Origin of the sequence: Pseudomonas sp. 13B_2.1_Bac1 (assembly GCF_025466155.1) — a bacterium.
Taxonomy (GTDB): domain Bacteria; phylum Pseudomonadota; class Gammaproteobacteria; order Pseudomonadales; family Pseudomonadaceae; genus Aquipseudomonas; species Aquipseudomonas aylmerensis.
In genome coordinates this window covers 64,210-77,050 of record NZ_JANLOH010000109.1, presented here as the reverse complement: position 1 = coordinate 77,050, position 12,841 = coordinate 64,210, and the positions used below count along the sequence as shown (strand labels likewise).

Here is a 12,841-nt window from a genome sequence, read left to right as displayed (position 1 = left end):
ACCGCGCATTTGCCGAATCTTTCTGATCAGCGTAACCAGGACCGGTTCCGCCACACCGACCGCTGGCGCCCGGCGCAGGGCCGCCGTACGGAAAATTCCCACCTTTAAACGTCCAAAGACCGGCATGGACGCCCAAGGACGACATGGGTATGATGTCGCCCGCACAAGCATCCGTAGCTCAGCTGGATAGAGTACTGCCCTCCGAAGGCAGGGGTCGTGGGTTCGAATCCCGCCGGGTGCACCATATAGCAGTCTCGGGCTGTCTCAGACAGTCTACGAAACACCCCAAGAAGCCCGCCCTGTGCGGGCTTTCTTGTTTCTGGCTATCCGTCCCTGTCCACCCCTATAACTTCCCGCCGTGTATGCCCACGTGTATGCTTTCAGATTCCTATAACTGGAGGCATACAGGAAGTGAAGCGCTCTGAAATCAAACGTCGCCCCTTAGCAGACACCACGCTCGCAGGCCTGGACCCTGAGCACGCTACTTATCGCGAGCAGGACGGGAATGGTCTGTACTTCCGGGTAAAACCTAACGGGCAAAAATCGTGGGAGCTGCGATACAAAAAGCCAGACGGCAAATGGTCTTGGCTGGGCCTCGGCGGCTACCCGGAAATCAGCGGCTCATTGGCGAGACAGAAAGCAGCTCAACTGCGGGAAGACGCATCGACCGGCAAAAATCCATTGGTGAGCAAGCAAGCTCGGAAGGTTGCAGACCAGGTTGCTGCCAACAACACCTTTGAAGCGTTAGGCCGCGAGTGGTTTGAGGCCAGACGCACAAGCTGGGAATCAGGTACGTCTCGACGAGGGCTTGGCGCACTTGAGCTTCACGTGTTCCCCGTCTTCGGCAAACGCGTGTACACAGAAATATTGCCCCTGGAATGGATGGAGTTTCTACGCGGCATGGAGCAGAAGGGGATCATTGAACAAATGGGCCGAGTTCGTGCCTTTTGCAAAGAGATCTATGACCTGGCACGCGTAACAGGACGAGCCGTCCACAACCCTCTTGAAGGTCTCAGCAAATTCCTGCAATCACGTAGCGCTGAAAATTATGCACACGTTTCGATTGAAGAACTGCCTGCGCTACTTCGAGCGATCAACTCCTACCCTCACGCAAAGGACGTTCGTATTGGGCTTCGCTTGCTTTCCTTATTAGCATCGCGCCCGAGCGAGATCCGCGAAGCACGCTGGTCAGAAATCGACCTCTCCAAAAAGCTATGGACGATCCCAGCCGAGCGAATGAAACGTCGTCGCGAACATGTGGTGCCTCTCTCTCGACAGGCAATTGAAGCGCTCACAGAGTTACGAACACTGACAGGTGCGTACCCTCTCCTATTTCCAGGCAGGAAAGACAGGACAATCCCGCGTAGCAACACCGTCTTTCTAATGGCGCTCCGCAGACTGGGATATGCGGGTCGGCAAACAGGCCACGGCTTTCGTCACATCGCAAGCACCATACTCAATGAGCAGGGTTTCGATGAGAATCACATTGAGGCCCAGCTCTCTCACGCAAAGGAAGGAATTGCAGGGGTGTACAACATGGCGGTTTACCTGCCTCAGCGCAGAGTGATGATGCAGTGGTACGCAGATCATCTGGATGAGCTAGTAGATGGCAACATTATTCAGGGAAAGTTTGGAAAGGCGGGTTGAATACGCCAACCCCATACCCATCAAAAATCGATGTTACTGGTGTTACGCACGTTACGCATCCGATCAACCAATTGATTTTATTTAATATTTCTTGCGTAACACGTATTAAAAGAGATCCGCACATCATGTGTTACGAGTCAAAAGCGTGTTACGCCTAAGGCGCCTAAAACCTCTGGCGGCCATCTCTTATTGGTCGCCCCACGCTAAGGAGGGGCCGCTGTTATCGGACTACCAGAAGGGGCGCAGGGGACTACCGTTCGTCGGGACCTCACCGGGTTTCACTTCTCACTTTCCGATTTTTAACTGTATAGAAAACCAGTATGGCAAGGTAGGACAGCCCCGAAAAAAACTGAAACTTTGCTGCGATCTTGCTCAATTAAATTGTCTTATCCATAAAAACCGCGTCGAAAACTATAAAAATAAAACTTTTAAAAAATAGAAAATCGTTTACATAGCTGGGGCCTGTACGAACTACGACAGGAAACGCGCTATGCAGCCTCACGACACTTCACACCACTCCACCACCTCTCTCACCCCTGCTTGTTTGCTCACTACCGACCAAGTGGCGAATGCACTAGGTCTGTCCAGCCGAACGCTTGCCGCCTGGCGAAGTTCTCGCAGCAACTCACTTCCCTATATCAAAACCGGGTCTCGGGTTCGTTATCGCTCCCAAGACGTGGTCGCGTGGCTTGAAACCCAACTGCGCTCACCTGCAAAAACCGCTGGAGACAGGGCCTGATGAGCGCCCCAAAGCAATCTGCAAAAGTTGTGGGGCTTGCCCCCTCCACTCCAAGAGAAAGTCACCACAAGGCCCCTAGCGGATCCGCATGCTTGCCGATCAGCGCGCCTCATACGGAACTGGGACAGTTCGATCCGGCCGCCACGCTGATACGCATCAATCAAGTCATAGCCCTGACAGGTATCGGCCGCGCAACGGTTTACAAACTTATGAGCCAGCCAGAGAGCGGCTTTCCGCAAGCGGTGAAGCTCACCGACAGCAATGCGCGTGGGGCTCCGGTCGCTTGGGTATTAGCCGAAATTTTGAATTGGACACGGGCGCGTATCGCGGCCCGCGACCGGGTGGCGGCATGACGAATCGTGTCGCTAACAAGGCCATTTTGCAGCCCTTCTCTGTACTCAGAAAAGTCGGTTTCTCGTCGCGGTGGATGCAACGTTTTGAGCGTCACAGAACGCAACAAAAACGCCTGAATCGAGTAGTTCTAGTCATGCGATGGGCTGACGGCACCTGGTGCGCACTGTCAGTACCCAACGAAGCCCCGCGTGCAGTGATCGTAGATGAAGGGCAACAAATCGACGCTTACGAAGATGCACGATCTTGCTCGACGGCGACTTCCTACCACTGCTCTCCCTGCGCTGGGACGCCAATGCCTGAAACGAAAACGCCTCCGGCGGCAACCGGAGGCGTTGAGGTAAATCTGCATGCCAAAACAAATTTATGTTACATCGAAAAAATCCGCAAGCATCCCGCACAGTTGCACTTTCAAAAAACGGACGTTACTCTCTGGCTGTCGCTGCAAATTCAGCGACCGGGCGTGGAAACCCGTTTGAAAACTTGGCGCACAGGCGCCCCCATTACGATTGCAGGCGTCTTTTTTTACGCCTTCGATTTCGAGTTATGGCGGCTGTGTGTGGGCAGGCTTCGGCCTGGCCGGGTTCCAAGTTTCCCGGTATTTCCACCCCATGCACAGCTGCCACCCAATCCCGTGGAAAGGATCGTGGCAGTTCCATAGTCAAAACTTGGAGCGCCACCTATGCACGCCCTAAATCCGTCCAGAATTCGCGCCGCTGCTCATCGAGCAATGGCTCTCGCCGCTTTACATGCCAACTCCAGCCTCGCTACACGCCTTTCCCGTTACAACGCCCATATGTCCAAAGCGCGAGCCTTGGAAACTGCAGGGGGTGCCCAATGAGCATGCTCCCAGGCTTTGCACTGCCCGGGGACCTACTCTGCGTCAGCCCAGACGCCGAAGCCGGTATGCCTATCGACGCCATCACCTGTGCGCTCGACCGTGCTGACTCAGTGCTCATGCTGTTGGAAGATCACTTAGACGGCGATAAACCCCTGCTTTCCAACCGCGTGCTGTCGTCAGTTATTTGGGACGTACGTGGCACCTTGGGCTTGATCAAAACACTCACCATGTACGGTGATGCCTCATCTGTGCCAATGGGCCAGAAAGGCGGTGCACTGTGACCCTCTCCAGCACGCGTGGACGCTCCGAGTTCTCCCCTGCCTACGGTAACGGCCAAAACCTGTTTCGGGTGAATGCCGGTATCCCGCTGGAGGACGCACTTGAAGCCGTCTCCCAGATTCTGCACCACGCCAATCAACTGATCCTCGATGCCGCCATCAGCGATGCGGGCGCGCGTTTTAGTTGGCCTGCGTTCTACCACGGCGAGATGACAAAGGCGCTGATCGACTACGTGAACGAGGCGCTGCTTGAGTCGAGGACCGCCCTATGACTCAACGCACCGGCAACACCTCAAAACGCCCCAGCTTTGCCGACGTAAAAAGCGTTGCCCTGAAGAACATCGACCGTGTGCTTGCGCACTGGCTGCCGAACGGCAAACGCGTCGACGGCGGCAAGGAGTACACCGCACCGAACCCGACGCGCACGGACAAACGCGCAGGCTCACTCAAGGTCAATTTGAGCAAAGGCACCTGGGCGGATTTTGCCACCGGCGATAAGGGAGGCGACCTGATCGATCTGGTGCGCTACATCGACGGCGGCACGGACGTTGAGGCCTGCAAAAAGCTGGCGGATCTGCTCTGCGTTTCCGCTGGTTCCGCGACAATCAAAAGCGCACCGGCCAAGAGCGCGACGCCGGAGTGGATTGCGATTCAACCGATCCCGGTCGAGGCCATGAATAAGTGCCCTGCCAAGCACCGACAACACGGCGCTCCGTCCAAGGTGTGGATCTATCGCGATGTTCAGGGTCACCCGATCATGGCGCTGTATCGCTTCGACCTGGCCCCCGATGAAGACGGCAAGCAGCGAAAAGTCTTTACACCGCTGACCTGGTGCAAACGCTCCGATGGACAAACCACACAATGGCGCTGGCAAGGTTTGCCGGAGCCTCGGCCCCTGCTGCGTTTGGATGAGCTGACACAGCGCGCCGATGCGCCTGTGGTGTTGTGTGAAGGCGAAAAGGCCGCGGACGCCGCTGCTGAACTGATGCTGGACTACGTAGCCACCTGCTGGCCGAACGGCTCGAACTCTTGGCACAAAGCCGACCTGACACCACTCAAGGGTCGCGACGTGCTGTTGTGGCCCGACAACGATGTCAGTGGCAAAGCCTGCATGGAAGCCGTTGCCGATAAACTGCATGAGATCGGCGCCGCATCGGTGCGGGTCATCGCGCTGGAGGTGTTCAAACGCAAGCCCACGCTCAAGAACGGGCAAACGACCTTAGCCAAAGGTGGTCAATGGGACGACGGCGATGACGCGGCCGATGCACAGGCCAAAGGCTGGACGGCGGCCCACATAGCCGAGCTGGAGCTCAGCGGTGAATTGTTCGGCGTAGTGCCGGAGAAAGCAACGGGCGAACCACACGAAGCCAAGGCCAAGCCGGCAACCAAACGCGCCGCGAAACCCAAAAACGATCTGTTGCCCGGTGGCTTCCGCCTGACGCCTGCAGGCGTGTTTTATTCCGGTGACGATGGCGAGGCTCGTCCGGTGTGTTCGCCGCTGGAGATCCTAGCTCGTACCCGAGATGCGCAGGGTCACAACTGGGGTTTGCTGGTCGAGTTCGACGATCCGGACGGGGCGAAAAAGCGCTGGAACATCCCGGCGCGAACCATGACCGGTGACTTCGGCAAGGACGTGCTCGGCCCGTTGGTGGATATGGGTCTGCGTCTCGCCGGTAGTCGCTCCGGACGCAATGCACGCAACGACCTGCAGAGTTACCTCGGCGGCTTCGACAGCGCGCAAAGGGCACGACTGGTTACCCGCTTGGGTTGGCACGACAACGCTTTTCTGCTGCCCGAGCAGCAGGTCGGCGCTCACAGCGAACATCTGCACTTCTACGAGGCTGGCTCTCAGCTTCCACCGATCAGCGAGGCCGGCTCACTTGAGCAGTGGCAAGAGCAGATCGGCGCGCTGTGCGTCGGCAACCATCGCTTGGCGTTTGTCGTCGGCGTGGCCTTTGCTGGCCCGCTGCTGCACATGCTCGGCCATGAGTCGGGCGGCTTCCACTTGTACGGCGACAGTTCAGGCGGCAAGACTACACACCTGCAAGTTGCCGCGTCGATCTACGGCGGGCCGCGTCTGGTGCGTTCGTGGCGCTCCACCGACAACGCGCTCGAATCCATCGCCGCCGCGCATTCCGATGGGCTTCTGGTGCTGGATGAAATTGGCATGTGCGATCCGCGCATCATCGGCGAGACGGTATACATGCTCGGCAACGGCACAGGCAAGGCACGCGCCAATGATCGAGGGCAAGCAGGCCGACAGGTACAGGAGTGGCGTCTGCTGTTTCTCTCCACCGGCGAGAAGACGCTGGCCCAGCACATGGCCGAGGCCAACAAAGAGCTGAAAGCGGGCATGGAGGTGCGCATGCTCGCAGTCCCGGCTGATGCTAGCAAAGGACTCGGCATGTTCGACGCCCTCAACGGCTTTGAGGATGCGGCGACCCTTGCCGATGCGCTGAAGGCTCGGGTAGCGAAGTACTACGGCACACCGCTAACAGCGTTTCTAACGGCGCTGTGTGAACCTGGCAAACGTCACGGTTGGCCTACCATTCTGCGCCGCACGCTGGAAGGCTTTATCGCCCAGTCGTTACCGGCCTCGGCCAGCGGACAGGCACACAGCCGCTCGCTTCGGCCTCGCGGCCGCAGCCGGTGAACTGACCACCGCGATGGGTATCACCGGCTGGCCGGATGGGACTGCCACCACCGCTGCTCGCGTATGCCTCAACGCATGGATGAACGAGCGTGGCGGCGCAGGGAACTTCGAAGGTGATGCGATCTTGGCGCGCCTGCGCCAGGTCATCGAGCGCTTCGGCGAAAGCCGTTTTACCCGCTGGGAATCGGCGGCGGCGAAGATCGACGAACACGGCCCGCGCACCATCGATCGCCTCGGCTTTCGCAAGACACTCGAGCACGGCATGGGCGACACCATGCACACCACCAACACTTATTACGTTCTGACCGAGGCATGGCGCTCCGAGATCTTCCGGGGCATGAACCTCACCGCAGTGAACAAGGAACTGCTGCAACGCGGTGTGCTGGAGCCGGGTAGCGATGGCAAGGCGTCGAGTTTGGTCCGATTGCCCGGCCTTGGACCACAACGCTGCTACATCGTGAAGACGATTCCGGGAACGAATGACAGCGAGGCTCGGGATGCCTGAGGGCATCTCCGCAGATCGAGGTAGCGCCGGCTCACTCCCGGCCTCGCCAGCCGCTCATTCAACCCAAACCCAAATTTGAAGGAACATGACAGATGAACGAATTTCAAGCATCCACAAAGCAACGCGAACTACTGACCAATGAGCTGGAACGCCGTGAAGCTACGGTGCTCGCACAGCGTGTTTCGGACAGCAGTGAAGCGACCGGGCATTGCGACAAGAAGCAGTTGCTGGTGGGCGAAATCGAAAAACTGAAAGTCGAGAGGGATAAATACCTGAGTGAAGTCGAACAGATGTATATCGAGATCGCTCCGCTAGAGGCGCTGCTGGAGGACGAGGAGACGCTGGATGCTGATCGTCTTTACGAAATTCGCAAACAGTACAACACCCTGAAAATACCTTACGACTCTCGAAAGCATCAGGCCAGCATTGTTACTGATCGAATTACCCGACGTGAAAAGCTCGTTAATCACGAGACGTTGATGGCGGGCTACACCGAATCGATGGCTAACTGGAAGGCCGACGAGCAGGAGCTCAACGAAAAGCGGAACAGTCTCAGTACCCGTTTGGAGCAGATCCAGAAGCAAGCGGCTGAGGACATGGCAAAAGCCCGGCAGGCCGAAACCGATGCAGCAACCGCCTACGCTCAAGCCGTGGCGTGGGGCGACACCGAGGGCGAAAAGAACGCCAATGCTGAAGCGCAAAAGGCTGCGAAAAACCTCACGACTGCAACCGAGCACAATCGTCGCCAGCACTTGATCGTTGCAGCGCTGGAACAGGAAATGGTCATCGTCGACCAGCACATAGTTGAGGCTCAAAAAGAACATAATGCCATCGAACGAACAGCCATGTTCCTGGCACGGACGGTATTGGAAGAACAGTGGAACGAAAAAGCGCAAGCGCTGATGGATGCAGGAGGCAAGCTGTGGGCTGTTGAAAGGATGCTGGGCGGCGATCAACTCAGTCTGAGGAGATTGGTGCTTCCACAAGAAGGTGAAGGCTTCGACACATGGGGTAGCCGTGAATTGTCGGAGCGCTCTCATAAGCACACCGTGCAAGACGTTCTCTCGTTGTAACGCGCTGAGCCACCCGAAACAGCCTGCGCACGCGGGCTGTTTAGAACCCCGCCAGGATAAAGATCATGAACACTCAATTACAGAGCAGCGCGAACTGGACCGATACCCTCAAGGCCCGCAAAAACCATCTGACCGCATTGCTGAAAATCGTGGACATCAAAACCGGAAAAACCACTACGGTTCAGAAACTCACTGTCGACTTGATAAAAGCTGAAATAAACCACGTCGATAGCAAGTTATACGGCCGAAAATAACGCTGAGCTTATATGCTGCAGTACTATTCAGATAGATATCTTCAAAACAAACATCAGGAAACGCTCATGTCCAAACTTGCCGAATACCGTCAGCTTGAAAAACACTTGGCCGAACAGCTCCTGGCGCTGGAAGCACTGAAGGGCGACGCCGCATTGAAGAAAGAAATCGAGTTCGAGACCAAGCTGCGAGGACTGCTGGATCAGTACGGCTTTAGCCTGAAGCACATCATCAATTTGCTAGATCCACAAAGCGGCAAGCGCGGTCCAACTTTGGCCGCCACGACCGGCACCCGCAAGCCTCGCGAGCTGAAGACTTATAAGAACCCGCACACCGGCGAAGTCGTAGAAACTAAAGGCGGTAATCACAAGACGCTGAAAGAGTGGAAAGCCAAGCATGGTTCGGATTTAGTCGAAAGCTGGCTCGGAAAATAAGTTCTGGGTTTAGTCGAAAGGTCTCTATGAGGCCTTTTAAACCTAGCCCTAACTCTTCCTACAGCGCAGTATTAAAACCGAGACTAAGCGCCTCAAAACCTTTTTAAAATAAATACCTGACAGAAATGCCTAGCAGAATCGTACAAAACAAGTAAAAAACTAAAAGCTACGTTAAAACAAAGTTCTCTCCAGATAAAACTCCATTCCTGGCGTACAGTATATTGACCCCGCCGCCGAGACCTCCAAGATCTCTAGCTCAAAATTCATCCTTGCAGAAATCATTATTTTTTCTAGCTTTACTGAAGGAGAGTCATACTCTTTCTGCAATTCCAGTAGCGCATTTGTTATAGATGCAACCTCAATACGAGCGGTAGCCCTATCTCCCACAGGGACTTGGCTAGCTGTGACTTTCGTCACGACGAGACGATCAATGGCAGGCTCCCCCTGGATAAGGCTGTAGACTTCCGCCAAATTAAAAGAGGCTTTCTTTAATGCCCCTTCATATTCAAAAGCCTCCATCAATTTTTTTGAAAAGCTTTTTATCGAAGCAGGTGGCCTAAGAATTTTTATTAAGGACAACCCCTCACCAACTTTGATTACAGTAAACTCTATAACAACATATCGAACGATATGAATTTTTTGTACATCACCAAATGGTGTATCGACCTCCTCGAAAATCTCTAGCCGTTCGAAAAATTTCGCATGCACCTTATCCGGAGATACTTCAATCAATTCAAACCCTGATGGATTGTCAACACTAAAAGTATGCTTCTGCAGCGCATCCGCTACCCGCTTACCATGAGTCAATATAAGCCAGAGCTGCTTAATTGGTTTCATCTTTACCTCCTGCAAACTCTTCAGCCACTTCATCAAGTGTTTTCATGGCTGCAGCCTCCAACAGACGCAGCATTCGCTTTTCTGCCAGAGACTCACATGAAGTTTTGTTTTTATTATGATGACCACTATCTCCCAGCTTATATCTACCTTTTACTGCGTATGAGAACCTCTCACAGTGTTCCGGCTCTGTAAACTGAGCCTCCAATTCATAAAGATCCGATTTCTCAGATGCCGAATGAGTGGTCCAAACTATCTTACAAACATAAAATCCAGTCTTCAGCAATCCGTCCAACTCTTGGGAAAACAACAAACCCTCGCCCTTTAGCGATGCTTTTGTAATATGAATCCCTAGATCTCCCTCGGCTGATTCAGCTTTTATTTTCGGATTATATACATAGACGTCCGTAACATCCTTCAACACATATCCATTTAGATTTGCTAGCAAACTTCTAAAAAACTTTGTCCTTAACTTATTGTCATGAATCGAACTCATCTCTATTTCTTTCAAGCCTAGGCTTCCACCCTCGCTGTTCTTAGCAAGCAAATCTATCAAAATAGCCTTTGAGTTATCCATAAAATTATTCTGGGGCCCCCTGACATTCAAACCAGACTCTGTTGCTTCTATTTCAAAAACACCTTCCCTTTCAACCGTCTGTTTAAACTCAGACTTATTACTGTTGTAGTCATCATATAAAACCGTTATCTCCATTTTCTTCTGAACCCATTTTACGCTGACCTTAGCCCCCTTGCTTTCAAGCTCCTCTTTAAACGCTTGAGCCGCCACCTCAAGTTTACTATCTCCAATTTTCCCTTGAAGGCTTGATATCGCAACTCGCTCCTTCCGGCTATTACCACCAAATATCCCAGCGATTCTTTGGTGATCGTAGTAGTCATGATTCATGCGACTAAAATACAAAGCTAAGACTTTTCTCTCTGTATCTTGTGAAATCAATATCCCCCTACTTAAGAGAAGCTCACGTATATCTGCATTTTTAAAATTGTATTGGACGAGCGCATCATATACTGCTTTATCAGACGCATAATACAAATGACCGCTTTTCATGAGTATCTCCATGCCAAAATTCCGGGCATATATTTCGGAGCGGACAAATTCACAATCTCAAACTCAATCCGTTCAAGCTCTGTCTTCTTATAAGAGTCCATACCCCAACCCGCCAAGTATATGTTTTTTGCCGTCTCAAAGTTACTCTTAATTAGACTGTGCGGATTGCTATGAGCCACTCTAATTTTGATGGTGCATTTCTGGCGAAGAATTTGAAACCTAGACAACGAATCTAACAAGTAGCGAAACTCATATTCTGTCGACCCATCTTGGTTATAATAGATCACATACCCCTCGTTACCGCGCTCATCAAGCTCTTTACCACTCATTGGATCCCCATGCTTTATTATCATGTAAGGAGCACAGAGCAACTCCACAGTGGCGGGCAAAGAGTCTGGATCTCCATGGGATTTGTGCAAGTACAGATCAGGATAAAAAAAGGAATAATCTTTTATTGGAAACTCATCTTCCGCGTGCAGACTTTTCATATCTGTTACAACGGTAAAAAGATAACGAATTCGCTCTGAGTCCAAGACATGTAGCATTTGCCCCTCTTGAATGCCGAGTTTATCAGTATTAATAGGCTCGACAAGCTTTACAAAATCCTTATGGTATTCACCATCATGATTATATATAAAAAGCATACCCCTTATTTCATAAATCACTTCATCAAGAATATACTTTCTTTGCCACTCAGGACTTGATCTAGCACAATCGATTGTTTTAGCCAGCGACTCTAGTGCTGCGATTATATTTGGCGTGGAAATGCTGCCTTTTGCATAGCTTTTTAAATCTGTATTTAGCATAACAACCCTATTTGTATAAGGATCGAAATACTTGAACACGACATCTACGGGGTGGCTGTGCTTGGGTTCCGATAAAGCTTTACTCTTTTTCTTAGGGGGGGCTTTATGCTTATCAACTTTGTGACAATCAAAATTTTCATCCATAATGGGAACAGCATCCCACTTAAACCATTTAAATATATCCTTAGTTACCTTTACCGCAACCTCGGTGATATTTGCAACTTCCCCAGCCATAACACACCCTCAATAGACTTATAATTTTTATACTATAACCTCACACCACCTACCATTTTTATCAGCACCTATTACATCAAAATATTAATAGACTGACTTTTCTAGAAACGCATTCACCCCCTGTGAGTAAAGCCTCAGTTTATCCAGCAGCCTTCACTAGCCGAATCAAAAAAATGTATGTGCCGAATACCTATACTACGCAGAGCCTCTTCTGCCCTCTGCATATATCCTGCATCTTCATTCCAAACTGATACCGCTACGCGTGTAATGTTTGATCGCCGCAACTGATCAATTATATGCTGATCTTGCACCGATATATTCCAACCATATATCACCAGTGAGTCATTCAGGGAAGGAACTACTTCTCTATAGACACGCTGTAGATACGATGCGCTTTCAATAGCAGACTTCTTATGCTCGGCGGTCCCTTCACATACAAATAATGGAATTGCGCCTCTCCCTTCCCAGCTATCTAGAATCACATCGAGTAATCTTTCGTCGCCACCAGCCAGCTTTACTTCTGCGCCAGTTTCAGAACGGGCCAGAACCAAATTCCCGTGCGGATAAAAAACCAACGTGGATCTTTCCGCGCCGTATGGCTCCCTCAATGATTCCCAATCATCACGAAAACTCCGAGGCATAAATCCATCTTTAAACCAACGCCCTAAAGTTCTATTACCAAACATTATTGCCCAATACACAATAAGATCGTAATTCAGGGAAACGACGGTATCGAATCTTTTTAAAAATCTATATATATTGGGCAAATGCTCTTCGGCATCCGCATAGGTGACATGTGTCTCACGCACTGTTTGAATCAATGCGGTGCGGACCTGCTGATATGCTTGTTCAACTGCGCCGGGCTGGTTACCAAACGCTTCATTGACTAGAGAGGTATACCAGAGACGCCTAAGAACAAGTTCGAAGTCGAAAGTATTGAATCGCTGAAAGACCGTCCGAACAGGTCCGTCGAGAAACCCCATCTGGTTCGCTGCCTCATACAACGATCCATACCCAAAATCAGGATGGACGGCCATGCTGGCTCCATTTCCTAATAAAACCGTATGGTTAAAATTATCGCGAATTTCTCGCCAATCAACGATGTTGGGCATCACCTTTCCTTGGTAG

Annotated in this window: 12 protein-coding genes, 1 tRNA gene and 2 pseudogenes; 11 read left to right on the top strand and 4 right to left on the bottom strand. The window is 52.0% G+C overall.

Translation table 11 applies throughout. The features are described from left to right. The first annotated feature begins 167 nt into the window (after positions 1 to 167). The 11 genes and pseudogenes from NTD80_RS27865 (at position 168) to NTD80_RS27815 (ending at position 8,773) form a co-directional block, all read left to right on the top strand. Positions 168 to 244: transfer RNA gene (locus tag NTD80_RS27865), tRNA-Arg, on the top strand. Positions 245 to 411: 167 nt separating this feature from the next. Next, the gene (locus NTD80_RS27860; RefSeq protein WP_262135619.1) at positions 412 to 1,647 is read left to right on the top strand and encodes a tyrosine-type recombinase/integrase; all 1,236 of its coding nucleotides are present in this window, start codon (positions 412 to 414) and stop codon (positions 1,645 to 1,647) included. Between the two features lie 490 nt (positions 1,648 to 2,137). Beyond that, positions 2,138 to 2,386, top strand: coding sequence for a helix-turn-helix domain-containing protein (locus NTD80_RS27855; protein WP_262135618.1), 249 nt, complete (start codon positions 2,138 to 2,140; stop codon positions 2,384 to 2,386). Between the two features lie 92 nt (positions 2,387 to 2,478). Next, complete coding sequence (locus NTD80_RS27850; RefSeq protein WP_256680474.1) at positions 2,479 to 2,739, top strand: helix-turn-helix transcriptional regulator; 261 nt, start codon at positions 2,479 to 2,481, stop codon at positions 2,737 to 2,739. Continuing rightward, positions 2,736 to 3,040 (top strand): annotated as a pseudogene (locus NTD80_RS27845) (hypothetical protein). Before NTD80_RS27850 ends, NTD80_RS27845 begins: the two are co-directional and overlap by 4 nt. 534 nt (positions 3,041 to 3,574) lie before the next feature. After that, positions 3,575 to 3,859 carry a hypothetical protein gene (locus NTD80_RS27840; RefSeq protein WP_315974951.1) on the top strand — a complete coding sequence of 95 codons (285 nt, stop codon included), beginning with the start codon at positions 3,575 to 3,577 and terminating at the stop codon, positions 3,857 to 3,859. Further along, on the top strand, positions 3,856 to 4,128 hold the full coding sequence (locus NTD80_RS27835; protein ID WP_262135616.1) for a DUF3077 domain-containing protein: 273 nt from the start codon (positions 3,856 to 3,858) through the stop codon (positions 4,126 to 4,128). The genes NTD80_RS27840 and NTD80_RS27835 overlap by 4 nt, the downstream gene beginning before the upstream one ends. Then, a pseudogene (locus NTD80_RS27830) lies at positions 4,125 to 7,014 on the top strand (DUF927 domain-containing protein). The gene NTD80_RS27835 and the pseudogene NTD80_RS27830 overlap by 4 nt, the downstream one beginning before the upstream one ends. A 92-nt stretch (positions 7,015 to 7,106) precedes the next feature. Then, positions 7,107 to 8,087: a chromosome segregation protein SMC gene (locus NTD80_RS27825; protein WP_315974950.1), complete on the top strand. Its 981-nt coding sequence runs from the start codon at positions 7,107 to 7,109 to the stop codon at positions 8,085 to 8,087. 65 nt (positions 8,088 to 8,152) lie between these two features. After that, the gene (locus tag NTD80_RS27820) at positions 8,153 to 8,341 is read left to right on the top strand and encodes a hypothetical protein (protein ID WP_262135615.1); all 189 of its coding nucleotides are present in this window, start codon (positions 8,153 to 8,155) and stop codon (positions 8,339 to 8,341) included. Positions 8,342 to 8,407: 66 nt separating this feature from the next. Continuing rightward, a complete protein-coding gene (locus tag NTD80_RS27815; protein ID WP_262135614.1) occupies positions 8,408 to 8,773 on the top strand; it encodes a histone-like nucleoid-structuring protein, MvaT/MvaU family in 366 nt (121 codons plus the stop codon). Positions 8,774 to 8,944: 171 nt separating this feature from the next. Here NTD80_RS27815 and NTD80_RS27810 read toward each other — a convergent pair whose 3' ends face one another. From NTD80_RS27810 to NTD80_RS27795, 4 genes are all read right to left on the bottom strand, one after another. Continuing rightward, positions 8,945 to 9,610: a hypothetical protein gene (locus tag NTD80_RS27810; protein WP_262135613.1), complete on the bottom strand. Its 666-nt coding sequence runs from the start codon at positions 9,608 to 9,610 to the stop codon at positions 8,945 to 8,947. After that, a complete protein-coding gene (locus NTD80_RS27805) occupies positions 9,597 to 10,673 on the bottom strand; it encodes a hypothetical protein (RefSeq protein WP_262135612.1) in 1,077 nt (358 codons plus the stop codon). The genes NTD80_RS27810 and NTD80_RS27805 overlap by 14 nt, the downstream gene beginning before the upstream one ends. Then, positions 10,670 to 11,713 carry a hypothetical protein gene (locus NTD80_RS27800; protein WP_262135611.1) on the bottom strand — a complete coding sequence of 348 codons (1,044 nt, stop codon included), beginning with the start codon at positions 11,711 to 11,713 and terminating at the stop codon, positions 10,670 to 10,672. The genes NTD80_RS27805 and NTD80_RS27800 overlap by 4 nt, the downstream gene beginning before the upstream one ends. Positions 11,714 to 11,847: 134 nt before the next feature. After that, positions 11,848 to 12,825 carry a DUF4917 family protein gene (locus tag NTD80_RS27795; protein ID WP_080751181.1) on the bottom strand — a complete coding sequence of 326 codons (978 nt, stop codon included), beginning with the start codon at positions 12,823 to 12,825 and terminating at the stop codon, positions 11,848 to 11,850. Positions 12,826 to 12,841: the final 16 nt, after the last annotated feature.

Excerpts from the sequence above, each read along its gene's own strand:
- NTD80_RS27855 (WP_262135618.1), top strand. The coding sequence starts at position 2,138 with ATGCAGCCTCACGACACTTCACACCACTCCACCACCTCTCTCACCCCT.
- NTD80_RS27840 (WP_315974951.1), top strand. The coding sequence starts at position 3,575 with ATGAGCATGCTCCCAGGCTTTGCACTGCCCGGGGACCTACTCTGCGTC.
- NTD80_RS27825 (WP_315974950.1), top strand. The coding sequence starts at position 7,107 with ATGAACGAATTTCAAGCATCCACAAAGCAACGCGAACTACTGACCAAT.
- NTD80_RS27820 (WP_262135615.1), top strand. The coding sequence starts at position 8,153 with ATGAACACTCAATTACAGAGCAGCGCGAACTGGACCGATACCCTCAAG.
- NTD80_RS27815 (WP_262135614.1), top strand. The coding sequence starts at position 8,408 with ATGTCCAAACTTGCCGAATACCGTCAGCTTGAAAAACACTTGGCCGAA.
- NTD80_RS27810 (WP_262135613.1), bottom strand. The coding sequence starts at position 9,610 with ATGAAACCAATTAAGCAGCTCTGGCTTATATTGACTCATGGTAAGCGG.
- NTD80_RS27805 (WP_262135612.1), bottom strand. The coding sequence starts at position 10,673 with ATGAAAAGCGGTCATTTGTATTATGCGTCTGATAAAGCAGTATATGAT.
- NTD80_RS27800 (WP_262135611.1), bottom strand. The coding sequence starts at position 11,713 with ATGGCTGGGGAAGTTGCAAATATCACCGAGGTTGCGGTAAAGGTAACT.
- NTD80_RS27795 (WP_080751181.1), bottom strand. The coding sequence starts at position 12,825 with ATGCCCAACATCGTTGATTGGCGAGAAATTCGCGATAATTTTAACCAT.